Below are 24,520 nucleotides of genomic sequence, written 5' to 3'. Positions count from 1 at the left end.
CGCCTTGATCTTCCTCAAATCCGCCAATTGACGCTGCCCCAGGCCCGGAGTTTGCTCCTTGGTAGCCGTGTGCCTGTTCGACCCACAGCGTGCCCATCATGACCGTGCGGGGCGGCAGCGAAGGCCGCCCCGGAAAGGCTCACCGTCAGGCCGAGCGCAACCATGGCGGGTTCTATTCATGACCATGATTGGATCTCCTGTTTCATCAGCTCCCGACCCCTCCGAGACAGGTCGGGCTCTGAGCGTCTGCATTCAGCGAAGCCATGCGCGGACAAGCTCGCCCGTGGCCTGGGCGTAGACAGCCTTGATCGGGAGGCCGCTGTCGTTCACCGCCCGCACCTCGTAGCAGCCGTCCTCGGCCTTGACCCGGTCGACGCGGTAGCCGAGCACTTCGAGCCCTTTGCTCACCTCGCTTGCGGCGACGATCCGGCCATCGGCAACGGGAGAGCAGCGGTGGTCGAGACCATCGGCCATGGCCGGAACGGCGAGGCCTGTCGCGAGAAGGGCGGATGCCATGATGATCGTGCGCATGTCGGTCTCCTGCTGTCCTGATCCGAACGGCATGTCCGGATCGATCAGGACGACATTGGCGACGTGCCGCTTTCGGTCTCCTGTTGATCCATGTCAGCAAATTGTCAGCCACGCGGATACATCCTCGCTCCATGAGCAAGACCCGCCGCGGCATCATCGTCCTCGGCCTCATCGCTGCCCTGCTGCCGTCCGCTGTCCTGGCCGACCGTGAGCGTGACTATGACAAGGCCCGCCGCGCCGTCGAGCGGGGCGAAGCGCTTGCTCTTGCCGAGATCCTGACGCGGGTGCGCTCCGATCTCGGCGGCGAGGTGGTCGGCGTGTCGTTCGAGCGCAAGCGCGACCGCTGGGTCTACGAGTTCAAGGTGATCGATCCGGCCGGGCGCCTGTGGGAGGTCTATGTCGACGCCGCCACCGCCGCAATCCTCAAGCGAGAGGGCCACTGATGCGCATTCTTCTTGTCGAGGACGATCCCCGCGTTGCCCGCAAGGTCGCAGCCGTCCTGACGGAGGCGGGCTACGCCGTTGATCATGTTGAGGACGGCGAAGAGGCCTGGTTCCGGGGGGACACGGAGGACTACGATCTCGCCGTCCTCGACCTCGGACTGCCGAAGATGGATGGCCTTGCCGTGCTGAAGCGGTGGCGCGCGGCCGGACGTGACCTGCCGGTTCTGATCCTCACCGCGCGCGGCGCCTGGGCGGAGCGGGTCGAGGGCATCGATGCCGGTGCCGACGACTATCTCACCAAGCCCTTCGCCATGGAGGAGTTGTTGGCCCGCGTGCGGGCGCTCCTGCGCCGGGCCGCCGGCCGGGCCGTGCCGGTCTTCATCTCGGGACCGGTCGTGCTCGACACCCGCAAGATGCGGGTCACGGCCGATGACGTTCCCCTCAACCTCTCGCCGCTCGAATACCGCTGCCTGAGCTACCTCATGCACCATGCCGGGCGGGTGATCCCTCCGACGGAATTGATGGAGCATCTCTACGCGCATGACCACGATCGCGACCCGAATGCGCTGGAGGTGCTTGTCGGACGCCTGCGCCGGAAGCTCGGCGTCGATCTGATCGAGACCCGGCGCGGCTTCGGCTACCTCGTGCCGGAGCCTGCGCCGACATGAGGCAAGGCTCACTCAGGCTGCGCCTTCTCGCTGCCGGCGTGGCCTCCATTGTCCTCGCTCTGGCGATGGCGGGCTTCGGCCTGCTGCTCCTGTTCGAGTGGCATGTGGAGCGGCGCATGGCGGCCGAGCTCGGCTCGCAGCTCACCCAGCTCGTGAGCAGCCTCGCCCGGGCGGGGGACGGCACGCTCCAAGTCCGCCCCCCGCCGGCCGAGCCGCGGTTCCTCCAGCCCCTGAGCGGGCTCTACTGGCAGATCGCCGAGGAGGGAACCAGCACCGTGCTGCGCTCGCGCTCGCTCTGGGATGCCACGCTGACCCTGCCGCCCGACGTGCCGGCTGCTGCGGTGGTCCACCAGCACACGATCCCCGGTCCGGGCGGTGCCTCGCTGCTGGCCGTCGAGCGCCGGATTGCCCTGCCGGCAAGCCTCGGGGGTGGAACGATCCGCGCTGTGGTGGCCCTCGACCGCGGCGAGGTCCAGGCGGCCGGCTTGGCCTTCGCGTCCGACCTCGTTCCCTCCCTGGCGCTCCTGGCCGCGGTCCTGATTGCCGCCGCCTGGATCCAGGTCGGTGTCGGCCTGCGCCCGCTCGACGCCGTGCGCCGTCGGCTGGCGCAGGTTCGCTCCGGCGAGGCGGCCCGGCTGGGAGCGGCCTTTCCGGACGAGGTCCGGCCGCTTGCTGCCGAGGTCGACCACCTGCTCGATGCGCAGGAACAGACCATCGCCCGGGCAAGGGCGCGGGCCGCTGATCTAGCGCACGGTTTGAAGACGCCGCTGACGGTCCTGAGCGCCGATGCGGAGGAGCTCCGGGCGCGGGGCGATACGCGCCTGGCCGACGAGATCGAAACCCTCGCGGTTGGCATGCGCCGGCACGTCGAACGCGAGTTGGTGCGAGCCCGGGCAGGCCTTCGGGCACGGTCAGGGCCGGTTCAGCCGGTCCGCCTCGTGGTCGAGCAGGTGATCGGCGTGCTCCGGAGAACCCCGCAGGGCCAGAAGCTGTTGTGGGAGATCGACGCCGCGGATGATCTTGGGGTCCGGATGGATGCCCAGGACCTGACTGAAATCCTCGGCAACCTGGCCGAGAACGCGGCCACCTGGGCCGCCGGCGCGGTGAGGATCGAGGGCCGGCGGGAAGACACTGCTGTAGCGCTTCGGGTCGAGGACGACGGTCCGGGTGTGCCGGACGAGCAGGTCGGCACCGTGCTTGCCCGTGGTGGGCGACTGGACGAGACCCGCCCCGGCACCGGGCTGGGGCTTGCCATCGTCGGCGATCTGGTCGAGGCCAACGGCGGGTCGCTGGCCCTGGGGCGGTCGCCGCTCGGCGGCCTCCTCGCAGAGGTCCGGCTGCCGAGCCCGGCCTGAGGAACGCGGCCTCACGATGCCCGCTTCCGGCCCGTGATCATTGCCTTCACCAGGTTTTCGCCATGCTCCAGGCTGGAGAAGACGATGCCCGCCACGTGCAGGGCAATGAGCCCGATGGTCGTGTAGACGAGCCCCTCGTGGAGATCCTCCATCCATTGCGCGCCCCAGAACGCATCCGTGGTCATCGCGAACCCGGTAGCCGCGATGCCAGCGATCGTGACGAGCAGGGCCACGACCATGGCGCCGCCGGCCGGGTTGTGCCCGAGATACCGTGGCGCCTGGCAACGGGCTGCCCGGTGCAGGTACGTGGCGATTTCACGGGGGGAGCGGACGAAATCGCTGAACCGAACATGCCGGGAGCCGACGAAACCCCAGACGACCCGCAGGGCAACGAGAGCCGCGATGGCATAGCCCACGCGGATGTGCAGCCACTCGATCTCGTCCCCAGTCGTGAAGGCGAGGACGAACAGGCCCACGAGGCTCCAGTGGAAGAGGCGGACGAACGGATCCCAGACACGGACGGTCTGGGCCTCGGGTGAGGAGGCGGCTGCCGCCGGCATTGCGCCGGCGGCCTCGACCGCGGGTTTGCTCGCGGCCATGGCGTCACTCCTTGGCAACGATCTCGCCCGAGGTGGGATCGACGAACAGCTCCGTGCGGGCGTTGTTCTGGTCGAGGGCATAGATCTCGCCGCAGGCCTTTGCGATCTTGGCCTTCTGGACCTTGTAGCCCTGGGCCTCAGCCTTGGCCTTGAGGGTCTCGACCGGGAGCCATTGGCTCTGGGGCGCCGTGGTGCAGGGCCGCCCGAGGCTGCTCGCCTGGGCGGCGGACACGCCGCCAAGGACGGCAATGGCTGCGGCGATCATTGTGAGGGTGCGCATATTGTGATCTCCAGTCTCTCCGCGCCTCCTCGGCGCCGGATCGTCATGGAGAATGGCGCAGGGGTCCTGACCGCCCGCTGTTGTCTCCTGTCAGCTTCCTGTCAATCTCAACGGGGTTGTTCGATGATGACGTGACAAAATATACAACAATTGCGTCAGAGACGCTCTGCCCCTGCGAGACCAGCACATCCGCCGGCCGCAGCTTGGCAACAATCTCCTCGGGCTTGGGGGCGTTTCCCCACCTCGTCCGCCCTTCAGGCTCAGAAGCCATATGTGGAACGGCCTTCGGGCAGGAGCGCTTAGCAACGGCCCTTACTGGGATGAGTGCAGTCATACCGCCGCGCGTTCGCACTGACGCGTTTGCAGCACCACCCACATCCCAGCGGAACATGGTTCGTGTGAACGGATCAGGGCAAACGCGCGCTGGTATCATATGTTCGGCCTCTCAGCACGGTTATGAACCGCGGGCCTCGATGAAGTCCGCGAACTGAGCGGCAGATCATACCTCGCTCCCGCGCGGACAGCGGGTTGTCCGTGGCCACGTGGAGAATGAGAAATTCGGCATCGAACTTGGCGGTAATCTCCACTGCAAGGCGAGCGCCTTCGTGATCAGAGTCGCCTGTAGCGACAAGAATTCGCCTCATCGGTCGAAGCTCCTCGGCCCAGTCTCCGGCGTCTCTCCCGCTTCAGAGGCGAGCTCGCCGCCCTCGACGCGAAGCGCCGCATCGCGATCTTCTGGTGGCACGCGCTCGACCGGCGGATTAGGCAGCGCGGGGGCTTCCGCTTCAATATCGACGGGCTTGGCCGCAACAACCGCAGGCGCTTCGTTCACATCCTCCGTGTAGGAGTATGGGCGTCCTGGACTTGCTTCGAATTAGTGGCTCTTCGTCATTTCGTGTGGATCCGCACGCGTTCTCCTCTCGTGCCAGCATGACGGGGCATGGTGATGACGCGGCTGTACGAGATCCCCGGCTGTGACCTGATCGCGATCCACACCGATCGCGCTGCAAACATCGTGATGCAGGTTCATGGCCGCCGACGCGAGGGACGATGCCCCGCTTGCGGGACCCCGAGTGCTGCTGGGCACGGGTGCTACCGGCGCCGCCCCGCCGACCTGCCCTCCCTCGGACGGGCGGTGCGGCTCGATCTGGCCGTCCGGCGGTTGCGCTGCCTCAATCCATCCTGCACACGGCGCACCTTCTGCCTCCCGGTTCCCACGCTCCTGGCGCCGCGCGTGCGACGCACGCGACGTCTCGCCAAGGCGCAGCAGCGCGTCGGCCTCGCCACCAGCGCTCGCGCCGGTGCGCGCCTGCTCGCGTCCCTGGCCATGCCGACGAGCGGATCGACGCTGCTGCGCCTGATGCACGCTGCCCCGCTGCCCCGGGCCGGACGAGTGCGGGCGATCGGGGTCGACGACTGGGCGTGGCGCCGCGGTCGCGCCTGGGGCACCCTCCTCGTCGACCTCGACCGTCATCGCACCATCGATCTCCTGCCTGACCGCACCTCCACGACCTTCGAGGCTTGGCTGCGGTCGCGCCCCGGCCTGGAGATCGTCGCGCGGGATCGCTCGACCGGGTCCGCCCGTGCGGCCCAGGCCGTCGTGCCAGGTGCCCAGCAGGTCGCGGATCGATGGCATCTCCTGCTGAACGCGCGGCAGATGCTGGAACGCTGGCTGGTCGGCGCCCATGCCCGCCTGGACGCTTGGCCCGTCCCCTCAGGCTCTTCGCGGCCGACCCGCGATCACGCTTTTCCGCGAAGCCGCACGGACCAAGCCGCCGCGCGCGAGGCGCAACGTCGCCGCGTCGCACGTCACGCGGAGGTGCAGCGTCGGCGCGCGGCAGGCGAGTCGATCATGGCGATCGCCCGCGCGATCCCACTGGCCCCGGGCACGGTGCGCCGCTATGCCTCCACGGATCATGCTCCGGAGCGCGGCGAGCGCCGGATCGGACCGAGCCTGCTTGATCCCTTCCTCGCCCATCTCGAGGAACGCCTCGCCGAGGGTTGCGAGAATGGGCTGCATCTCGTGCGGGAGTTGCGCAATCTGGGCTACGCGGGCGGCTCGCGGCAAGGTCACAAATGGCTGCAGAGCCGGCGAACGAGGCGCGCGCGTAACACGGCGCGACGCTGGCGCGGCACTCTTCCCGAGGGGGCCGCCCTCGACCCGGCTGCTCCGCCGGTACGGCCGGTCGCCGTGCGGCTGCCGGGGCCGAAGGCGCTCGCCTGGATCATGATGGCGGCGCCGGCGCGACTAAGCCCGCCCGAGGGCGCTCTCCTCGCGCGAGTCATGCAGGATCCGGAGGCGGCCACGATGCACGGGTTGGTCCAGCAATTCGCCGCGCTCGTGCGAGCAGCCGGTGTGGGAGGGAACGGCGTGTCCGCTCGCGGCATCCGGCGCCTAGCAGCGTTGGAGGCGTGGCTCGCCGAGGCGCGAGCCAGCAGCATCCGGGCCTTGCAGACCTTCGCAAGCGGCCTCGTCATGGACGGAGCCGCGGTGCGGGCCGCGCTGACCACGCCGTGGAGTAACGCTCAGGCGGAGGGCCAGATCACGAAGCTGAAGTTGATCAAGCGGCTGATGTACGGCCGAGCCGGGTTCGATCTACTGCGCCGGCGGATGCTCCTGCCCCCATGATCCACACGAAATGACGAAGAGCCACTTTTCCGGGCTAAGTCCAGAGCACCTCGCGCGCAAAGCCGGAATCGGCGCGCCGCACGATCCGCACCTGCGGCCAGCGGGCGCGGATCTGGGCGACGAGGCGCGCCACCTCTTCGAGCGCCCCGGCACTGGCATCGATATTGGCGGGCCGGAGCTTGGCGCAGAGCAGATGGTCGCCGCAGAAGATGTACAGCGGCAGATAGCAGTAACAGTCGTAATAGCCGTGGAAGAAGCGGCCCTCCTGGTGGCCATGCAGCGGATCATCGGTGGCATCAAGATCCAGCACGATCTTCGCGGGCGCGGTGGGATAGGCGTCCAGAAAGAGCTCGCCGAAGAGCCGCTCGATCGCCGCCCCGTCGTGCGTGATCTTGTGATAGCGAGTGACCTCGCCCACAGGCGCATGCTCGAGCCGGTTCAGGGTCGATTTGCCGGCGAGCGGGGCACAAGCGGTGCGGCGGGCCGTGAGCTTGCCGAGCACGGCGGCCAGGACCGGATCATGGCGAAGCTCGTCGTGGTCGATCAGGTCCTCGTAGCCCAGGGCAAGGCCGAAGATGCGCTGCCCGACCAGCGTCGCGAGCGGGTGCTCGACGTCCTCCGCCGAACGGTGATCCGCAAAGCAGGCGGCGAAGCGCTCAACCAGGCGGAGGGCGCGATCGGTGGCGCCCAGGAGCAGCGCGCCGGCATCCGAGGTGACCCGTCCGCCATCAAAGGCGGCCACAACGGTGCGCCCTTCGGCGGTTCCAAACGCGAACTGTTCTGCGCTACACTGTGTCGGCATCGGGGACCTCCTCTGAACCGTCTGAAGTCGTTGCTGCACAACAACTTTGACGCACTCAGAGCCCCGATGCACTCCCGTACGGTGAGAAATCCGGGTTAGGTATCCGCCAGCTCCAGCGGGAATTCAGGATGCTCTGCAAGAGCCTTGATCCCGGCATAGTGATAGGTCATACCGCCGCAACTGATCCTCAGGGTCTGTTGATCGCGTAGACCTCTCATCACGATGAACAGTACTGCTTCTCCCAGGCCCGCGAAGGCTCGCGTTTGACTGCCACTATGATACTCATTGCTCCGAGGCGATGAGGTTTCACGCCAATGAACTACTGCGTACCGGTTCCAATCCAGCTTTTCTTGCACGAGCACCCCTCCCCTGATTGTGGCGTACGCTAGCCGTATTTGATTTACCAACGCACTTGGCACGCCACGATCTACGGCGCTTCCACCGTTATTCGTAGGTGGCGGGCGCTGCAGTCGCGACGCATCCTACGACCAGGTTCAGCGTTCTCCAACCGAGCTACGCCGCCTCGGATCTCCAGGCTATCAATTAGGCTCAATTCTGCCGGTCATCGTGGCGCGGACTGGCACGTAATGTACGAAGAGAAGCCGGCGCGGAGGCAAGTTCCGGCCGGCAGTACGAGCCTCGGGAATGAGTCTCTGATGCGAGACACCCACAGACGACATCCCGAATGGGGAATAATTGTGGCCCTCTTCCAAGCCGAATTGAGCGAGCGAGTGCTTTGGTTAACACATTAATCACTCAACAATCTAGGAAGAGGTGCAGCGATTACTATTACCTCTTGCTAGGGTCGGACATCGCACCGCGTCCGCTGGCGGCTATCATTTCGTCGTGATTTGCGTACTCCGGGCCGAGATAGCGACTGTGCTGACCTAGAAGCTCATCTTTTCTCATCTTACAGCTGCGCTGTCGCGACCGGCACCTCGGCCAGCCTTGTCGTGTAGTGCGGCGTGCGCATCTCGAACTTCGTCGACCAGGTGCGCTTCTCTACCAGGCCCGCCCGGGCCGGTACGACAGCACCGCGGCCGAAGCGGGCGTTGCAGGTGTCCATCGCTGCCATCAACGCTCCACCGCGCTCCCGGTCCAGCGAGCCGAACAGTGCCCGTGGCGCGTCCATGAGCGGCACAAGCTCGGTCGTGATCACAAGTGGTGCGCATGAAGGGGATGCGCACCAACCCGCTCCAGTCCGCCGCCTGCTCGCTGACTCGATAGCGGCCCACGTCCGTGTCTCCATCCTACCAGAACAAAAAGCGAACAAACAGGACAGTGGTTCCCGGTCAAGCTTAAACCGTGACAGGTGTTTGCGAAGGTTGAGCAGCACTTGCGGCCAGTGGCAGCACCAGCCTTAATGCTTGGGGCGAACTTGGAGGGGACACGTTGTGATACGCGCGCTAAGGTTCTCGATGCTGACGCTGCTAACGGCATTGTTATTGACGAGCGTTTCCATCGCGCAGGGCCAGGACGCCAAGTCGTACTGCGCGAAGGTAGGAAATGACGACCGAGTGAAGCCGTTGCCAGCGACCCTGGTTCAAGATGCGCGCCGCGCTCTGGATCTGCGCGACATGGATAACGCTTGGGTTAGGGAGAGTACGGTTTACCGATGCATGAGCGGATACGTCTGGCTCTGCAACCACGGTGCAAATATCCCATGCACTAAAGCAGACGTTCGCCGCACATCAGAAGGAGCTACACAATTCTGTAGAGAAAATCCCGGATCAGATATTGTGCCTATGGCTGCCACTGGCCACGGAACCATTTACAGTTGGAAATGCGTAGGAAAAAAGCCGCGCATCGTCAGCTCTGAAACGGTCGATCCACGTGGTTTTATTGCAAATCAGTGGACACGCCTTTAGCCCTGCTGATCGGACCAGACGGGCAACTCGATGGCGGTAGCGCGGGGCCTGTCGCAAACGCGACCGCGCCAGCGTTCACGCGTTGTTTGGCATACCGACCGAGCTTACCGCTCCGCCCCGGAGCTGGCCCATGATCCTCACCGCCCTCGCCCGCAGGCTGAAGAGACAGGCCTGTATCCCGGCCCCAGGTCTGCGATGCCCGGCCACAATCCATGACGTACGGAGATCTTGTCACGGACGTAATATTTTGAGGCGCTTCTGAGCATCATCAGAGCCCAAGGTGGCGGCTTTCTCGTACCAACTCTTGGCCGCAACATAATCCTGCGCCACGCCTTGGCCGTGCTCGTATAAGAAGCCTAGGTTGTACATGGCCTTTGCATTGCCGGCTGCGGCAGCCTTCTCGTACCAGCTCTTGGCCGCAGCATAGTCCTGCGCCACGCCCTGACCGCGGGCGTACATACCTCCCAGGTTGTTCATGGCGAGCGCGTCGCCTAATGCGGCAGCTTTCTGGTACCAGCTCTTGGCCGCAGCGTAGTCCTGTGCCACGCCCTTGCCGCGGGCGTACAAAGCGCCCAGGTCGTTCATGGCATACGCGCTGCCGGCTGCAGCGGCTTTCTCGTACCAGCTCTTGGCCACAGCATAGTCCTGCGCCACGCCTTGGCCGTGGCCGTATATGAAGCCTAGGTTGTGCATGGCCTCTGTACTGCCGGCTGCAGCGGCTTTTTCGTACCAGCTCTTGGCCACAACGTAATCCTGCGCCACGCCCCGACCGTAGGCGTACAAAATGCCCAGGTTATTCATGGCAGCCTCATTGCCTAAAGCGACAGCCTTCTCGTACCAGCTCTTGGCCGCAGCATAGTCCTGAGGCACCCCCTGACCGTGGGCGTACATACCTCCCAGGTTGTTCATGGCGAGCGCGTCGCCTAATGCGGCGGCTTTCTCGTACCAGCTCTTGGCCACAGCATAGTCCTGAGTCACCCCCTGGCCGCGGGCGTAGAAAGAGCCCAGGTCGGTCATGGCATATGCGCTGCCGGCTGCGGCTAGAAGCTGGTCCAGGTAAAATGCTGCCGTAGGGGACACCCGCTTGCCAATATGCGGTGCGCGGATCATCATAACCGCGATCAGGCCGATGACAGCCGGAAGCACGCGTTTGGTGAACCAGCTCAGGCGTGGTGCAGGCATGGAACACGAGCTCCCCTGCCGACTGCCAGGCTCGATTATATCAGCGTTGGCACTTCATAGGGGCCTAACGCGCCGGCGTTCACGGGTGGTTGGGCCTACCCGCCCAACTTGCCGCCTCCGTCCCGGAGCCGGCTCATGATCCTCGACGCCCTCGCCCTCAAGCTGAAGCGCCGTCTGTGAAGAATCTGCAACGCTTTGAACTAGCGTGAGTTTTGGCTCTCAGCAAGTCTTCGGATTTGCCGGTTTGAATGGGCTGTGGGCCCATTTCCTTGCACATTGAAGCGGGCCATGGGCCGTGATTCCAGGCTCGCTGCGGGATCACGGCGGGGGCTTTCATGCGACCGAAGGAGCGGCGCGACACGGGCCAGACCGATCTCTTCCGGGCCCGGCTCGATCAGAGCGTTGATCACACCCATGCGCTGGTGAAGCTGGCGCAGACGATCGACTGGCGCTTCCTGGAAGAGCGGCTGGGCGCGGTCTACACCGACGGCCCCGGCCAGCCGCCCCTGCCGACCCGGCTCATGGCCGGGCTCGCCATCCTCAAGCACCTGCACGACCTCTCCGACGAGGGGCGGTGCGATCGCTGGATCGAGACCCCGTACGATCAGCTCGTTTGCGGCGAGGAGTTCTTCCAGCACCACTCCCCTTCGACCGCTCGTCGCTGACGCGCTGGCGCCAGCGGATGGGTGCGGAGCGACTCGCAGCGCTGCTCCAGGAGAGCCTGGCGGTGGCGACCCGCACCGGGGCCGCCCGGCCGGCCGACTTCCGGCAGGTCATTGTCGACACCCCGGTGCAGGAGAAGGCGATCGCCTTCCCGACCGACGCCAAGCTGATGCATCGGGCGCGCGAGCGCCTGGTGCGGCTGGCCAAGGCGCACGCCCTCCGGTTGCGCCAGTCCTCTGCGCGGGTCGGCAAGAGCGCGCTGATCAAGCACCAGCGCTACGCCCCCGCCCAGCAGTTCAACCGGGCAAAGCGGGCCCTGACGCGCCTGCGCACGATGCTCGGGCGCGTCATCCGCGACATCACTCGCCAGATCGGCCCCCGCCCCGACCTGGCCGAGGTGTTCGCGCTGCCGCTCGCGCTCGCCCGGCGCGTCCGGGACCAGCGCTAGCGGGAGCTGGGCCGCAAGGTCTACCGCCTGCACGCGCCCGAGGTCGAGTGCATCGGCAAGACCCACAAGCCCTTCGAGTTCGGCGTGACGGTCTCGGTTGCGACGCGCCTCACCCGCTGCCGCGGCGGCCGGTTCGTGGCCCATGTCACGGCGCTGCCGGGCAATCCCGATGACGGCCCCACGCTTGCCACCGTGATCCCGGCGATCGAACGGACCATCGGCACCCCCCTCGCGCGGACCGTCATCGAGGCCGGCTACAAGGGCCACACCGCGCCCAAGGCGCTTCCAGGTCGATGTTGCCGGCCAGAAGCGCGGGCTCACCGCCGCCATCAAGCGCGCCTTCCGACGACGGTCGGCCGTCGAACCCGTAATCGGCCACCTCAAGGCCAAGCACCGCATAGGCCGCAACCACCTGGTCGGATCAAAGGGCGATGCCGCCAATGCAGGGCTGGCGGCTGTTAGCTACAACTTCCGCCTCCTGCTCACGTGACTGGCGCTTTTGTCGGCCTGGATCGCTGCTCTGCTCGCAGCCGCCCCAGGCCGCGCGTCACGGCCTCAACCCGCCTGATCAGTCTTCTTCACGGACGACTCCTGCTCACGGCCAACCGCGATCTGGACGCCGCCAAGCGCTTCTTTCGCCAGATGCTGCAGGATCAGCCGCTGCTCGCTCCGGACCGGATCGGAAACCGATGGCGCCGGTCCCTACCCGCCGGCCATCGCCGACAGCCGCAAGGAGGGCCTGCTGCTGCGCATGCCCACCCACCACGTCACCAAGCACCTGCAGCAAGGGATCGAGAGCGACGACCACTTCCGGGTGAAGCGGCCGATGCATCGGGTGGGCGGGTTCCGCTCGTTCGCCACAGCGCGGCGCACGATCCAGGGCTTCGAAGCCATGCTGCGGCTGCGCAAGGGCTTCGGGTTCGCCGGCGCGTAGACGGTGCGCGAGCAGAACCAGCTCCTGTCCTACTGCTTCGGACTTCCTGTCGCGACAAAGCGTGAAAGTGGGACGGCAGAGCCCCTTCTGCGACCTGCCTCCGAGTTTGCGACAAGCCCGGATCTCACATCGCCCTGTGCAAGCGATGCACGCTGCCGTAGACGCCACAATGAAGCCCGGCACGGCACCTCACTCGACCCATAGGCGCCTGGCGGCGGTCGGGCAGAGACCCGTCATCGCCCTCGTCACCGCACATTAAAGAAGTAGTCGTCTCCTCCAAGAGCGCCATAAACGAAAGGCTCCTGTTTGCGGCCTGTGGCTGCCATGACATCATCGTGTATCAGCCCGAACATCTTGCGGATTTCGACACCGGGCTTTGAAATATTACTGATTAGAGCTGTAGCGAATGGACTATGTCCTTGGCCATCCTGCCCATCCAGCGAAACCTGGCCGTGCTTGGCAGCGTATGCCACTAACGTACCGCTTGTCTCCGGCTCGATCTTCGCCAAGCCTCGCCCGACCGAACGCGTCGCGATCGTCCGCGTCATCTGCTGCAGGAACGGATTATCGCGGCAGGCATCCAGGATGACGAGGCGCAGCTTACGTGCGCCTTCAATGCTGCCTAATACTTGCTCAAGCGGGACTGCCTCGAACTGTACACTCCGGTCTGTCTTCAGGTGAGCATCGACTGGAACAAGATAGTTGACGCCGCCGACCTCGATGCCGTGCCCCGCGTAGTAGACGACGGCCCAGTCGGCCTTGTCCGCTTCCGCCGAGAAGCTGTTCAGGGCTCGCCGCAGATCCTCGTAGCTGAGATCGTTCTTGAGCTGAACAGTCTTGAAGCCGGTGTCCCGCAAGGAGCGGGCGATTGCGGTGGCGTCTCGCGCCGGGTTATCGAGCGGCGCGGCAGCCGCATAGGCGCTGTTGCCGATCACGAGCGCGACCCGGGTCTCAGCCAGCGGGGTGACAGCCGACACGGCAGGCGTGTGGACGACCGGTGGGGTCTGGACGGCCGCCACCACCGCGGCGGCTGCAGGCCGGCTGGCCAGAGCCGCCTGCGCCTCACCGCGCACCTTGAGAAAAGTTGCGTCTGCTTCAAGCTCAGGCTTCAGCCGCACGGCCTCAGCGAAGTCCGCCAGCGCCCGGTCCGGCTCGCCGCGGGCCTGGAACGTCACCCCGCGTTCCTGGTAGGCGTCCGCGTACTTGGGATTGAGGCGCACGGCTTCATTCAGGTCCGCAAGCGCGCGGTCGAGATCGCCTTTGTGCCGGAAGGCCGTCCCGCGATGGTAATGCGGGTTGGCGAACCCGGGCTTGAGCCGGAGGGCTTGGTCGAGGTCTGTGATCGCCCGGTCGTACTCACCCTTCTTGTTGAGGGCCGCTCCGCGATTGTTGAAGGCCGCTGCGGACTTGGGATCGAGCCGCAGGGCCTCTTCGTAGTCCGCGATCGCCCGGTCGTGCTCGCCCTTGCGGTAGAAAGCTAGCCCTCGGCCATTGTAGGCGATCACGTATTTGGGATTGTGTTGCAGGGCTTGATCGTAGTCCGCGATCGCCCGGTCGTACTCGCCCTTGCTCTGGAAGGTATCTCCGCGATTGGCGTAGGCGATTGCATACTTGGGATCGAGCCGCAGGGTCTGATCGTAGTCCACGATCGCCCGATCGTACTCGCCTTTGTTCTGGAAGACTAGCCCACGATTGTTGTAGGCGAATATGTACTTAGGATCGAGCCGCAAAGCTTGATCGTAGTCTGCAATTGCCCGATCATGCTCACCTTTGATCCGGAAGACATCCCCACGATTGGTGTAGACGACTGCTTGCTTGGGATCGAGCTGCAAAGCTTGATCGTAGTCCGCCAAGGCCCGGCCGTACTCACCTTTGCGATAAAAGGCCAGCCCGCGATTGTTGTGGACGGCTGCATATTTGGGATCGAGCTGCAGGGCCTGATCGTAATTCGCTATTGCACGGTCGTATTCACCTTTGCTTCGGAAGGCGTCCCCGCGATTTCTGTAGATGACTGCATCCTTAGGATCGAGCCGCAGAGCCTGATCAAAGTCTGCGATCGCCTGATCGTACTCACTTTTGTTCTGGAAGATTAGCCCACGATTGTTGTAGGCCAATTTGTACTTAGGATCGAGCCGCAAGGCTTGATCGTAGTCTGCAATTGCCCGCTCATGCTCACCTTTGATCCGGAAGACATCCCCGCGATTGGTGTAGACAATGGCTTGCTTGGGATCGAGCTGCAAAGCTTGATCGTAGTCCGCCAAGGCCCGGCCGTACTCACCTTTGCCATAAAAGGCCAGCCCGCGATTATTATGGACGGCTGCATATTTGGAATCGAGCTGCAGGGCTTGATCGTAATTCGCTATTGCCCGGTCGTATTCACCTTTGCTTCGGAAGGCGTCCCCGCGATTTCTGTAGATGACTGCATCCTTAGGATCGAGCCGCAGAGCCTGATCAAAGTCTGCGATCGCCTGATCGTACTCACTTTTGTTCTGGAAGATTAGCCCACGATTGTTGTAGGCCAATTTGTACTTAGGATCGAGCCGCAAGGCTTGATCGTAGTCTGCAATTGCCCGCTCATGCTCACCTTTGATCCGGAAGACATCCCCGCGATTGGTGTAGACAATGGCTTGCTTGGGATCGAGCTGCAAAGCTTGATCGTAGTCCGCCAAGGCCCGGCCGTACTCACCTTTGCCATAAAAGGCCAGCCCGCGATTGTTATGGACGGCTGCATATTTGGAATCGAGCTGCAGGGCTTGATCGTAATTCGCTATTGCCCGGTCGTATTCACCTTTGCTTCGGAAGGCGTCCCCGCGATTTCTGTAGATGACTGCATCCTTAGGATCGAGCCGCAGAGCCTGATCGAAGTCTGCAATCGCCCGATCGTACTCACTTTTTCTCTGGAAGCTTAGACCACGATTGTTGTAGGCCAGTTTGTATTTGGGATCGAGCTGCAAAGCTTGATCATAGTCTGCAATTGCCCGATCATGCTCACCTTTGATCCGGAAGACATCCCCGCGATTTTTGTAGGCGATCGAATACCTGGGATTGAGCGTCAGGGCCTGATTGAAGTCCGCAATCGCCCGGTCGTGCTCGCCTTTGGCACCGAAGGCATTGCCGCGATTGTTGTAGAAGACCGCGTCCTTAGGATCGAGCCGCAGGGCTTGATCGTAGTCCGCGATCGCCCGGTCGTACTCGCCCTTGAATTTAAAGGCTATCCCGCGATCATTGTAGGTACTTGCGGACTTAGGATCGAGCCGCAGGGCCTGATTGAGGTCCGCGATCGCACGGTCATATGCGCCGTTATGCAGGGAGGCTAACCCGCGATTGCGGTAGCCAACTGCATCCAATGCCTGGGCTGCCGGAGCTGCCAGGCCAAGCAGCGCCAAAGCAAGCATCAGTGCGCGGATCCGATGCATGGCTCCGCCCCTGTGTTCGGTCATCAGCAGATGAATAATAGCCTTAAGATGATGGTCGTCCACTGGTTGAGGGAGGCCTCCGCGAGGTGCTTGAGCGAGCCGCCGCTGCGGGGGCAGCCCCCGCCAGCCGATCGTGGGCCTCCTCTGGTGCGGCAAGTTCGACGCAGACGCAGGCGGAAAGATCCTCCTACTTGGTGGTCGCCATTCATCTGCCGTCGGCGGAAGAGGACGCTTACCGTCCCTATGTCCACCCGTATGTGGGTCGAGGGTGGGAGGAGACCCGTAGTCTTTAACCCGGATCAGCTCCGGGCCTTGATCAATCAACTCGAAGCAAGTAACCGGGGCAAATTCCCGGGCGGCGGGTTTGCGGTCGGATCGCGAGCGTGATTCAAGCTCGAGATGACGCTGCCGGATCCGACTGAGGTCGAGACGCTTGCCGTGTCCGATCTTCGGGCTCTGGTGGGCGCGTTGACCGGGCAGGTTCAGCGCCTGTCCGAGGAGAACCGGGCGTTGCGCGACGAGATGCCCGGCTCAAGGGCTTGCCGCCGCGCCCGCCCGCGCGGCCTTCGGGCATGGAGCGGGCCACCGCCGCGGCCACCAAGCCGCCGGGTGCGCCGCGGCGGCGCGGTCCGCTGCAGGAGCGCTGCGCGCTCGCCCAGGATGTCGTGCTCGCTGCCCCGGCCCCGGCCGGCTCGCGCTTTAAGGGCTACGAGGACGTGCTGGTCCGTGATCTGCGGCTGGAAGCCCAGCTGATCCGCTACCGGCGCGAGCGCTGGCTGACCCCGGACGGCAGGACCCTGGTGGCCCCTCTGCCACCGGGTGTGACGGGCGGGTTCGGGCCGCATCTGCGCCGCTTCCTGCTGGCCGCCCACGTCCAGGGCCAAGTCACCTGCGAGCGGCTGGGCGCGTTGCTCTCCGGCCTGGGTCTGGCGATCTCCAAGCGTCAGGTGGTGCGGCTCCTGACCACGCAGCTCGACGTCTTCCTCGGCGAGGACCAGGCGGTGCTGCGGGCCGGACTGGCGGGCGCGCGCTGGATCAGCGTGGACGACACGGCCGCCCGCCACGCCCGGGCCGACGGGGTGACCACGCAGATCGGCAACGACCGCTTCACGGCCTTCCGCACCGGCTTCTCCAAGTCGCGTCTGAGCTTCCTGGCGCTGCTGCGGGCCGGGCACCTGGAGTACGTGGTCAATGAAGCGGCGCTGGCCTCCAGGCGCGGGCGCTCCCTGGCCGGGCCGGCGCTGGCCGTCCTGGCGGCGCATCCCACCAAGATCGTCCCGGATGAGGCGGCGTGGCGGGCGCACCTGACGGCCCTGGGCCTGGACCGGCAGGCGGTCACGCCCGATCCGGTGACGATCGCCAGCGAAGGGGCGCTCTGGGGTGCGGTTGAGCACCATGGGCTGCTGCGCGAGGCGGTGATCGTCTCCGACGATGCCGGTCAGTTCCGGGTCGGGCGGCACGCGCTGTGCTGGGTGCATGCCGAGCGCCTGGTGCACAAGCTGATCCCGACCACCCCGGCCCAGGCCCGGGCGCTCCAGATGACGCGCCAGCTGATCTGGTGGTTCTACGCCGACCTGAAGGCCTACGCGCGGGCGCCCTGTCCGCGCCGGGCGAGCGCCTTGCGGGCACGCTTTGAGCGGATCTTCCGGCGCCGCAGCGGGATGGTGCTGCGGTTGTTGGCGCGGCTGCACCGGCGCAAGGCGGAGCTGCTGCGGGTGCTGGAGCGGCCGGAGATCCCGCTGCACACCAATGGCTCGGAGAGCGACATTCGCGCCTGCGTGACCAAGCGCAAGATCTCGGGCGGCACGATGAGTGGAGCGGGTTTGGCGGCGCGCGACGCGCTGCTGGGGCTGATGAAGACCTGCGGCAAGCTCAAGGTCTCGTTCTTCCGTTATCTCGGGGATCGTTTGCGCATCCCGGATGACGGACCAGCCATCCCGCCTCTGAGCGACCTCGTCAGACAGATCGCATCAGCCTAACGGCCCGGGAATTTGCTCCGAGTGCTCGAAGCAACCCTCAACCGCCTGGCGCTGCAGCCGGGTTTCTGGGCCAGCCGGCGCGCCTATCAGGACGCCGATACGCCGCCGAGGCCGGCGCCGCGTCCTAATAGAGAACCACGACAATGAGGAGGACGGCCTACCAGCCGACAGGATCCCGATTGATCACGCCATAAACTCAGCGCCTTCTGGCGCTGCCGCATAGGGGCCCACTGAACACGCTGCACGAGGGACAGACGCACGATAGCTACGTTAGATGACCAGGGACCGGCCTGAACTGCGGAATAATCAGTCCGGATGCGCGCGACTGAACCCGAAGCGATTTGCTGATTCGGTCAACAATCAACGCCCATCGGCTCGCATCAGCCGCAGGATAATTCAATTCTACACAGCCGATGGTATCATATTCCTGTCCACCCAGGTTGCAGCGCAAATATGAAATTCGCCCATTCTTTGACCAAGAGAGGACAAACCAATCAGCCTCCACCTTAATGTAGGAGTAGGTTATCTCGACCTGCTTTCGAGACTGCATCAGCCGAGCGGATGGTTCATGGTCGACATTGTAACTGCCGAAAATCCTGAGCACGGCGTCGCCGCGTGGCGTTCGGAAGGTCTGCCCATCGCCATTGTCGGGCGGCCGATCGCGCACGCTGAACGCGGCCGGATAGTTAACCACAACGCCGAAACGAGGGTTGACGTACCTCTGCCAACCAGCCTCTGCACCAAGCGCGCTCCGACTGCATAGGAGGGCAATGCCGATAACTGCTACGCAGGTTCGCATCATGCCTCGCCTTCCCACTATCTGGGCGCATCACACTACATCAAAGTGCCGCCGCGTGGTCTGGCGGAAGTGCGCTCGGCATGAACCAGCCGCGCGCGTGTCGCCCGCACTCGCTCCAGCGCGCCCGTCGCCCGAACCGCGCGTAGTAGCGCTCCCACGCCGCCGCCCCGGGCGAGTCGGCCGCCACGAAAACGCTGCCGCCGATCGGCCACTCGCCTCGCACCACCATCTGCACCGCCACAGCAGCTCGCACTGCCTCCGGTCCGCTGGCAGAGTCTAGTGCACAGACGCCAACGAACGCATCACACGCGCGCTCACCAACCGCTTGCAAACGCGCAAGACATCACGCTGAGCTTTGTACGTTTTGAAGGCGTCAGTGCACTAGGTCGGCTGCAGCAGCCGGCGCCCTGTGTTCCGGAACAGCCCGTTGCGCAGCCAGTTCTGCAGGTTGCTTCGGCTTGGTGGTCGGGTCGCGCTGGCAGAACTCCGCGTAGGCGCCGGCCGCCCCGATCGCCTGCAGCTGCTCGGCCTCGCCGAGGCCCGCGAACAGTGTGCGGGCGGCCTGGAGTGGGGCTGTCACAACGGCTTTGTGCACGCGACAGCCGAGTTCACGGTCCCCGCCGGCGCTGACCTCGTATGGTTCACGGCCTGACCCGAAGTGGTGCGCACCCTGAAGTGCGCCTCCACCGACATGGCCTCCATCTCGATAGTCCCCGCAGGGCTCCGGCCGAGCCACCCACGCTACGAGCTCGTCATCGGTGCAGACCTGTGCGTGATGAGCATGCGGGTTGCGGACCACCCAGGCGCGGATGTCGCCGGCCCGCTCGTGGAGCGTGCAGGGGGTGATGTCCGCGCCGGTACGGTGGTGAACAATCCAAGCCGCTTCACGTGGGCTCATCATCATCTGCTCAGAAGGCGGGCAGCGCGCCGAACGGCCGGATCAGGCCACCAGCTGCTCCAGCGCCCGCCGTAAGAGCAGGAGGAGGCGCCGGCAGCGTCAGCACCACCCGCGGCGCTCCGCCCTCGAACGACCGTGATGCCCGCATGGCATCAAGGCTGCCGTCCAGCACCCGCTGCCCCATCCGCATGCCGTAGGCGAGAGCACCACCCCCCGGACCGGCCAGCTTGTAGCCGACCGCGCCCGAGATCAGGTTCATGACCTGCCGCGCGAGCGCCCGGGACCGGCCACCGTCCGGCAGCCGAGTCCCGCTCGGCGCATGGGTTGCCCACACGGCATCAGCGTAGCGGTTCATCAGAGCGAGCTCATCCTGAGAGAACAGGGTCCGCGCGAGCCCGCTGCCCTCGCCCTCGGTGAAGGCCCGGATGCGCTCCGCCTCGCGCGCCGCCGGCATGCGTTGCGCCTCACCCGCTCCCGTCAGCCGGAGCCAGGCCGCCTGCCGCAGGTTGGCCCATTCCGGGCTCTGGTCGCCCAGCGCCCGCTTCAGGCTCCGGCCGTACTCCGCGGAGCCGGTCGGCGCCGGGAATGCCAGCCCCAAAAAGCCCGGAGACCACGGCGTTGGGGTCGAACCCCGTGCGGGCCAGGTTCTCCAGCCATCCGGGAACGGAGGTCCGTGCCGCCTCGGCCTGCTGAAGCCCGCGCCGATAAATCTCAAGCCCGGTCCGCTGCTCCGGTGAGAGCATCCGAAGCGGCGCCCTGGTCGGGATCGTGAGCGAGGGCGATCTGCTGCATCGCGCCGAACTCGCAACCGAGCGCCGCCGCCGGAACCGCTGGCTCGACCTCTTCACCTCGATCGAGGAACTCGCCAGCGAGTACCGCATGGTACATGGGCGCACGGCGCGGGACGTGATGGCGCGCCCCGTCGTCAGCGCAAAGCCGGACACGCCCCTGCCGGAGATCGTCGAGATTCTCGAGCGCAACCGGATCCGTCGCGTGCCGATCGTCGAGCCCCGCCCCGATCGGGCCGAGCAGGTGGTCGGGATCGTCACCCGCGGCGACCTGGTGCGCGCGCTCGCCACCCTGATGCCCGCGACGGCCGGGCCGAGCAACGCGCAGCAACTCACCGACCAGCGCATCCGCGACATGCTGCTCGCGGAACTCGCCCGGCAGCCCTGGACGGAGACGGGCGAGGGCAACGTCACGGTCCTCGACGGGGTCGTCCATCTCTGGGGCATGGTGACCAACGAAGCGGAGGCGCAGGCGCTGGTCACGGCGGCCGAGAGCATCCCGGGCGTCGTGGCCGTCCGCGACCACACTTTCGTCGGCTATGCCGGCGCAGCTCCAATGGCTCCGATCATGCTGTGAGAGCCATGCCCGGTCGGGCCCCTTCGGTTCGGCGGTTCGGCTCCCGACCCATTGAGCGCCGGGATACCGGCGGCGAAGGCCCTCCACGGTAACACGCCGGGGCCCTTCGCCTGATCCGTCAGCTCAAGAACTGCCGCCGGCTTTGAGCGCCTCCCGGTCCGGCTCCTGGATGCGGGCGCCCGACTCCTCCGGCTTTGCCATGCCCGGCTGCGGCCAGCGCCAATCCCGGATCTCCGGCAGGTCCTCGCCGGTCCGACAGACATGCGCGCGATGGACCGCGAGCCGCTCCTCCAGCGCGTGCACGGCCCGGTCCGCCCGTGCACCGAGGCGCGGTACGCGGCGCAGGGCGGCGATCGCCAGGTGATGGCGGTCGAGGCGGTTCATCACTGCCATATCGAAGGGCGTTGTGGTCGTGCCCTCCTCCTGAAAGCCGTGGACGTGGAAGTTGGCGTGGTTGGTGCGCCGGTAGGTCAGCCGATGGATCAGCCAGGGATAACCGTGATAGGCGAAGATCACCGGCCGGTCCTTCGTGAACAGCCCGTCGAAGGCCGCGTCCTCGATCCCGTGCGGGTGCATGTCTGGCGAGGGCAGCGTCATCAGGTCAACGACGTTGACGACGCGCATCCGCAGGTCGGGCACCGCCCGGCGCAGCCAGTCCACCGCCGCCAGGGTCTCCATCGTGGGCACGTCGCCCGCGCAGGCCATCACCACGTCGGGCTCGCCCTCCCCCTCGTTCGAGGCGAAGTCCCACACGCCGATCCCCGCCGCGCAGTGGCGCGCCGCCGCGTCGGGAGCAAGCCACTGGGGCGCGGGCTGCTTGCCGGCCACGACCACGTTGATGCGGTCATGCGTGCCCAGGCAGTGGTCCATCACCCACAGCAGGCAATTGGCGTCCGGCGGCAGGTAGACCCGCGCGACGTCGCCGCGCTTGTTGGCGATGAAGTCGATGAAGCCGGGATCCTGGTGGCTGAAGCCGTTGTGGTCCTGGCGCCAGACATGGGAGGACAGCAGCAGGTTTAGCGACGGGACCGGCCGGCGCCAGGGCAGCGCGCGGGAGGATTTGAGCCACTTGGCGTGCTGGCTCACCATCGAGTCGACCACGTGGATGAAGGCCTCGTAGCTCGCGAACAGGCCGTGGCGGCCGGTCAGCAGGTAGCCTTCGAGCCAGCCCTCGCAGAGCTGTTCACTCAGCACCTCCATCACCCGGCCGGTGCGGCCCAGATGGTCGTCGCCCGGCAGGATCTCCTCCTGCCAGACCCGGTTCGTCACGGACAGGACGGCGTCGAGGCGGTTCGAGGCGGTTTCGTCCGGCCCCATGATCCGGAAGTTCCGGCTCGCGGTGTTGAGGGTGACGACATCGCGCAGATAGGCGCCGAGCACCCGCGTCGCCTCGGCCGTGGCGGCCCCGGGCGCCTCGACGCTCACCGCATGGTCCGCGATGGGGGGCCGGCGGAGCGGCTGGGCGTGGCGCCCGCCATTCGCCTGCGGGTTGGCGGAGAGCCGCCGCTCGCCCGCCGGGGCCAGGGCGGCCAGGTCCGGCACAAGGCGTCCCGCGGCGTCGAACAGGGTCTCGGGACGGTAGGAGCGCATCCAGCGCTCGAGGATCGCCAAGTGCTCCGGGTTCTCGCGCGTGGCGGCCACCGGAACCTGATGCGAGCGCCACGTCCCCTCGACGGGCAGGCCGCCGACGACCTTCGGGCCGGTCCAGCCTTTCGGGCTGCGCAGCACGATCATGGGCCAGCGCGGCCGCTCGCAGCCGGCCTCGCGCCGGATTTGCGCGATGCGGTCGAGCGCGCGGTCGAGCGCCGCCGCCATCGCCTGATGCATCGGCGCCGGCTCTTCGCCGGCGACGACGATTGGATCGTAGCCGTAGCCGGTAAGCAGGCTCATCAGCTCCGCCTCGGGCATGCGCGCCAGGATCGTCGGATTGGCGATCTTGTAGCCGTTGAGATGGAGGATGGGCAGGACGGTGCCGTCCGTCCGCGGGTCGAGGAACTTCGCCGAGTGCCAGGAGGCGGCGAGCGCCCCCGTCTCGGCCTCGCCATCGCCCACCACGCAGGCGACGATCAGGTCCGGATTGTCCAGGGCGGCCCCGAAGGCATGGGCGAGCGAGTAGCCGAGCTCTCCGCCCTCGTGGATCGAGCCGGGCAGTTCGGGCGAGGCGTGGCTCGGAATCCCGCCCGGGAACGAGAACTGGCGGAAGAGCCGGCGCATTCCCTCCGCGTCCGGCGCGACGTCGGGGTAGACCTCGCTGTAGGTTCCTTCGAGATAGGCGTTGGCGACAAGCCCCGGCGCCCCGTGGCCCGGCCCCCAGACCGCGATCATGTCGAGGTCGCGCCGCCGGATCACCCGGTTCAGATGGGCGTAGATGAAGTTGAGGCCGGGCGTGGTGCCCCAATGGCCGAGCAGCCGCGGCTTGACATGCGCGGGGGCGAGCGGCTCGCGCAGGAGCGGGTTGTCGAGAAGGTAGATCTGACCGACCGACAGGTAGTTCGCGGCCCGCCAATACGCGTCGAGGCCCGCCAGCTCCTGGGGGCCGAGCGGACCCGGCACGAAGCCGTCGCCCGCATCCTGCCGCGCAGCGCGCGCATCGTTCCGAGACGAGCCTGTCAGGACTGTCATGTCGTCCTCCCACCACACCGGCCGGCAAATGTTGCGCGGCCTCAGCTGAGAGTTTCATGGTCGGGACGGCTTCCGCCTTGATGTGGATCACCGCCCGTCGTTATCGGGCACCTCAATGAGAGAGGAGCAGGGGCACCGGGCAGGCGGTGAGGAGCGCCTCCGTCACCCCGCCGAGCACCATCTCGCGCAGGCGGGCATGCACGAAGCCGCCCGCCACCATCAGGTCGGCGCGGGACAGGATCGCGTGGCGCCGCAGCGTCTCGGCGACGCTCCCCTCCTCCATCGGCAGGTCCACGATCGTGACGGGCACGCCGTGGCGCGCGAGATATGGGCCGAGTTCGGCGCCGGGAACCGTCTCCGAGAGGTCCTTCTCTCCGGTGACCGTCACGACGTGGACCTCGCGGGCGCAGCGCAGGAAGGGCAGCGCATCGCCGACCGCGCGCGCCGCGGGGGCGCTGCCGTCCCAGGCGACTACGATCCGCTCCGCCGTGAACGCCTCCGCGGCCGGCGGGACGACCAGCAGGGGGCGACCGCTATAGAGGATCAGATCCTCGATCAGGCCGCGCCGCACCGCGACGAAATTCGGCTCCGCATCGAGCACGGTGACGTCGTGGATGCGCGCCTGGGCGGCGAGGCTCCCGAAGAGCTCGTTCGCGGTGAGGTGCCGCGCCCGTGCGGTGCAGCGCAGGCCGGCTGCCGACGCATCGGCCCGCGCCCGCTCTGCCACAGTCTCGGCCAGGCTCTTGAGCCGTCGGTTCTCGGCAGCGGCGAGCGAGTCCGCGAATCCGCTGATCCAGGCATTCGGCACGACGATGTCCACCGCCATCGCCTGCACGCTGACGTGGGCCTCGGCCTGCTGGGCCAGGGAGAAGCCATAGGCGAGCGCCGCTGAGGGTCCCTGCGAGCCGATGGACTCCGTCACGCCGATGAGGACGCTCTTGATCGATGCAATCATCGCGACGCTGCCTTCCCCAGCACGGTGCCCGTTCCGACGGGCCCATATCCCGCACCGACCGCGATGATGCCGTGTCTGCGGCGT

20 protein-coding genes and 3 pseudogenes are annotated in these 24,520 nt (G+C 66.2%); 9 read left to right on the top strand and 14 right to left on the bottom strand.

Features of this window, described 5'->3' with window-relative positions:
- Positions 1–252: 252 nt before the first annotated feature.
- The gene (locus MNOD_RS29300) at positions 253–531 is read right to left on the bottom strand and encodes a PepSY domain-containing protein (RefSeq protein ID WP_015932588.1); all 279 of its coding nucleotides are present in this window, start codon (positions 529–531) and stop codon (positions 253–255) included.
- A gap of 131 nt (positions 532–662) precedes the next feature.
- Here MNOD_RS29300 and MNOD_RS29295 point away from each other — a divergent pair, with 131 nt between their 5' ends.
- The 3 genes from MNOD_RS29295 to MNOD_RS29285 are packed head-to-tail and all read left to right on the top strand — an operon-like array spanning position 663 to position 2,997.
- A complete protein-coding gene (locus MNOD_RS29295; protein ID WP_015932587.1) occupies positions 663–974 on the top strand; it encodes a PepSY domain-containing protein in 312 nt (103 codons plus the stop codon).
- On the top strand, positions 974–1,642 hold the full coding sequence (locus MNOD_RS29290) for a response regulator transcription factor (protein WP_015932586.1): 669 nt from the start codon (positions 974–976) through the stop codon (positions 1,640–1,642). The genes MNOD_RS29295 and MNOD_RS29290 overlap by 1 nt, the downstream gene beginning before the upstream one ends.
- Positions 1,639–2,997 (top strand): sensor histidine kinase, encoded by a 1,359-nt coding sequence (locus MNOD_RS29285; RefSeq protein WP_015932585.1) that lies wholly within the window; start codon positions 1,639–1,641, stop codon positions 2,995–2,997. The genes MNOD_RS29290 and MNOD_RS29285 overlap by 4 nt, the downstream gene beginning before the upstream one ends.
- 11 nt (positions 2,998–3,008) lie before the next feature.
- On the opposite strand, the gene MNOD_RS29280 is transcribed toward MNOD_RS29285, so the two are convergent.
- From MNOD_RS29280 to MNOD_RS47230, 3 genes are all read right to left on the bottom strand, one after another.
- Positions 3,009–3,596 carry a cytochrome b/b6 domain-containing protein gene (locus MNOD_RS29280; protein WP_015932584.1) on the bottom strand — a complete coding sequence of 196 codons (588 nt, stop codon included), beginning with the start codon at positions 3,594–3,596 and terminating at the stop codon, positions 3,009–3,011.
- A 4-nt stretch (positions 3,597–3,600) separates the two neighbouring features.
- Positions 3,601–3,876 (bottom strand): PepSY domain-containing protein, encoded by a 276-nt coding sequence (locus MNOD_RS29275; RefSeq protein ID WP_015932583.1) that lies wholly within the window; start codon positions 3,874–3,876, stop codon positions 3,601–3,603.
- A 640-nt stretch (positions 3,877–4,516) separates the two neighbouring features.
- Positions 4,517–4,708 (bottom strand): hypothetical protein, encoded by a 192-nt coding sequence (locus MNOD_RS47230; protein ID WP_157091588.1) that lies wholly within the window; start codon positions 4,706–4,708, stop codon positions 4,517–4,519.
- Between the two features lie 108 nt (positions 4,709–4,816).
- Between MNOD_RS47230 and MNOD_RS29270 the strand changes: the two genes are divergently transcribed.
- On the top strand, positions 4,817–6,505 hold the full coding sequence (locus MNOD_RS29270) for an ISL3-like element ISMno30 family transposase (RefSeq protein WP_015932582.1): 1,689 nt from the start codon (positions 4,817–4,819) through the stop codon (positions 6,503–6,505).
- A 43-nt stretch (positions 6,506–6,548) separates the two neighbouring features.
- Here MNOD_RS29270 and MNOD_RS29265 read toward each other — a convergent pair.
- A pseudogene (locus MNOD_RS29265) lies at positions 6,549–7,307 on the bottom strand (IS1380 family transposase); the annotation flags it as partial.
- Between the two features lie 910 nt (positions 7,308–8,217).
- Positions 8,218–8,382: a DUF4113 domain-containing protein gene (locus MNOD_RS29260; protein ID WP_482805316.1), complete on the bottom strand. Its 165-nt coding sequence runs from the start codon at positions 8,380–8,382 to the stop codon at positions 8,218–8,220.
- Positions 8,383–8,725: 343 nt separating this feature from the next.
- Here MNOD_RS29260 and MNOD_RS48345 point away from each other — a divergent pair, with 343 nt between their 5' ends.
- Complete coding sequence (locus MNOD_RS48345; protein ID WP_198157552.1) at positions 8,726–9,175, top strand: hypothetical protein; 450 nt, start codon at positions 8,726–8,728, stop codon at positions 9,173–9,175.
- A 231-nt stretch (positions 9,176–9,406) separates the two neighbouring features.
- Here the strand turns inward: MNOD_RS48345 and MNOD_RS29255 are convergent, their stop codons facing one another.
- A complete protein-coding gene (locus MNOD_RS29255; RefSeq protein ID WP_015932580.1) occupies positions 9,407–10,357 on the bottom strand; it encodes an SEL1-like repeat protein in 951 nt (316 codons plus the stop codon).
- A gap of 335 nt (positions 10,358–10,692) precedes the next feature.
- On the opposite strand from MNOD_RS29255, the pseudogene MNOD_RS45820 reads away from it, so the two are divergent.
- Together MNOD_RS45820 and MNOD_RS29245 are read left to right on the top strand one after the other, a co-directional pair.
- A pseudogene (locus MNOD_RS45820) lies at positions 10,693–11,952 on the top strand (IS5 family transposase); the annotation flags it as partial.
- 107 nt (positions 11,953–12,059) lie between these two features.
- Positions 12,060–12,462 (top strand): annotated as a pseudogene (locus tag MNOD_RS29245) (DDE-type integrase/transposase/recombinase); the annotation flags it as partial.
- A 185-nt stretch (positions 12,463–12,647) separates the two neighbouring features.
- Here MNOD_RS29245 and MNOD_RS29240 read toward each other — a convergent pair.
- Entirely contained in the window at positions 12,648–15,818 is a 3,171-nt protein-coding gene (locus MNOD_RS29240; RefSeq protein ID WP_015932578.1) for a tetratricopeptide repeat protein, read from the bottom strand.
- Between the two features lie 572 nt (positions 15,819–16,390).
- Between MNOD_RS29240 and MNOD_RS29235 the strand changes: the two genes are divergently transcribed.
- Positions 16,391–17,797 carry an IS66 family transposase gene (locus MNOD_RS29235; protein WP_015932577.1) on the top strand — a complete coding sequence of 469 codons (1,407 nt, stop codon included), beginning with the start codon at positions 16,391–16,393 and terminating at the stop codon, positions 17,795–17,797.
- Positions 17,798–18,062: 265 nt separating this feature from the next.
- On the opposite strand, the gene MNOD_RS47225 is transcribed toward MNOD_RS29235, so the two are convergent.
- From MNOD_RS47225 to MNOD_RS29220, 4 genes are all read right to left on the bottom strand, one after another.
- Positions 18,063–18,599, bottom strand: a complete 537-nt coding sequence (locus MNOD_RS47225; RefSeq protein WP_157091587.1) for a hypothetical protein — start codon at positions 18,597–18,599, stop codon at positions 18,063–18,065.
- Positions 18,600–18,636: 37 nt separating this feature from the next.
- Positions 18,637–18,849: a hypothetical protein gene (locus MNOD_RS29230; protein ID WP_157091586.1), complete on the bottom strand. Its 213-nt coding sequence runs from the start codon at positions 18,847–18,849 to the stop codon at positions 18,637–18,639.
- Between the two features lie 120 nt (positions 18,850–18,969).
- Positions 18,970–19,191, bottom strand: a complete 222-nt coding sequence (locus MNOD_RS47220) for a hypothetical protein (RefSeq protein WP_157091585.1) — start codon at positions 19,189–19,191, stop codon at positions 18,970–18,972.
- A gap of 313 nt (positions 19,192–19,504) precedes the next feature.
- On the bottom strand, positions 19,505–20,092 hold the full coding sequence (locus MNOD_RS29220) for a hypothetical protein (RefSeq protein ID WP_015932574.1): 588 nt from the start codon (positions 20,090–20,092) through the stop codon (positions 19,505–19,507).
- A 170-nt stretch (positions 20,093–20,262) separates the two neighbouring features.
- Here MNOD_RS29220 and MNOD_RS29215 point away from each other — a divergent pair, with 170 nt between their 5' ends.
- Positions 20,263–20,859 carry a BON domain-containing protein gene (locus MNOD_RS29215; RefSeq protein WP_015932573.1) on the top strand — a complete coding sequence of 199 codons (597 nt, stop codon included), beginning with the start codon at positions 20,263–20,265 and terminating at the stop codon, positions 20,857–20,859.
- 123 nt (positions 20,860–20,982) lie between these two features.
- Here MNOD_RS29215 and MNOD_RS29210 read toward each other — a convergent pair whose 3' ends face one another.
- Together MNOD_RS29210 and MNOD_RS29205 are read right to left on the bottom strand one after the other, a co-directional pair.
- Complete coding sequence (locus MNOD_RS29210) at positions 20,983–23,481, bottom strand: phosphoketolase family protein (protein ID WP_015932572.1); 2,499 nt, start codon at positions 23,479–23,481, stop codon at positions 20,983–20,985.
- Between the two features lie 112 nt (positions 23,482–23,593).
- Complete coding sequence (locus MNOD_RS29205; protein ID WP_015932571.1) at positions 23,594–24,436, bottom strand: universal stress protein; 843 nt, start codon at positions 24,434–24,436, stop codon at positions 23,594–23,596.
- Between the last annotated feature and the right edge of the window lie 84 nt (positions 24,437–24,520).

Origin of the sequence: Methylobacterium nodulans ORS 2060 (assembly GCF_000022085.1) — a bacterium.
GTDB classification, from domain to species: domain Bacteria; phylum Pseudomonadota; class Alphaproteobacteria; order Rhizobiales; family Beijerinckiaceae; genus Methylobacterium; species Methylobacterium nodulans.
This window is presented reverse-complemented; position numbering and strand designations above follow the sequence as displayed.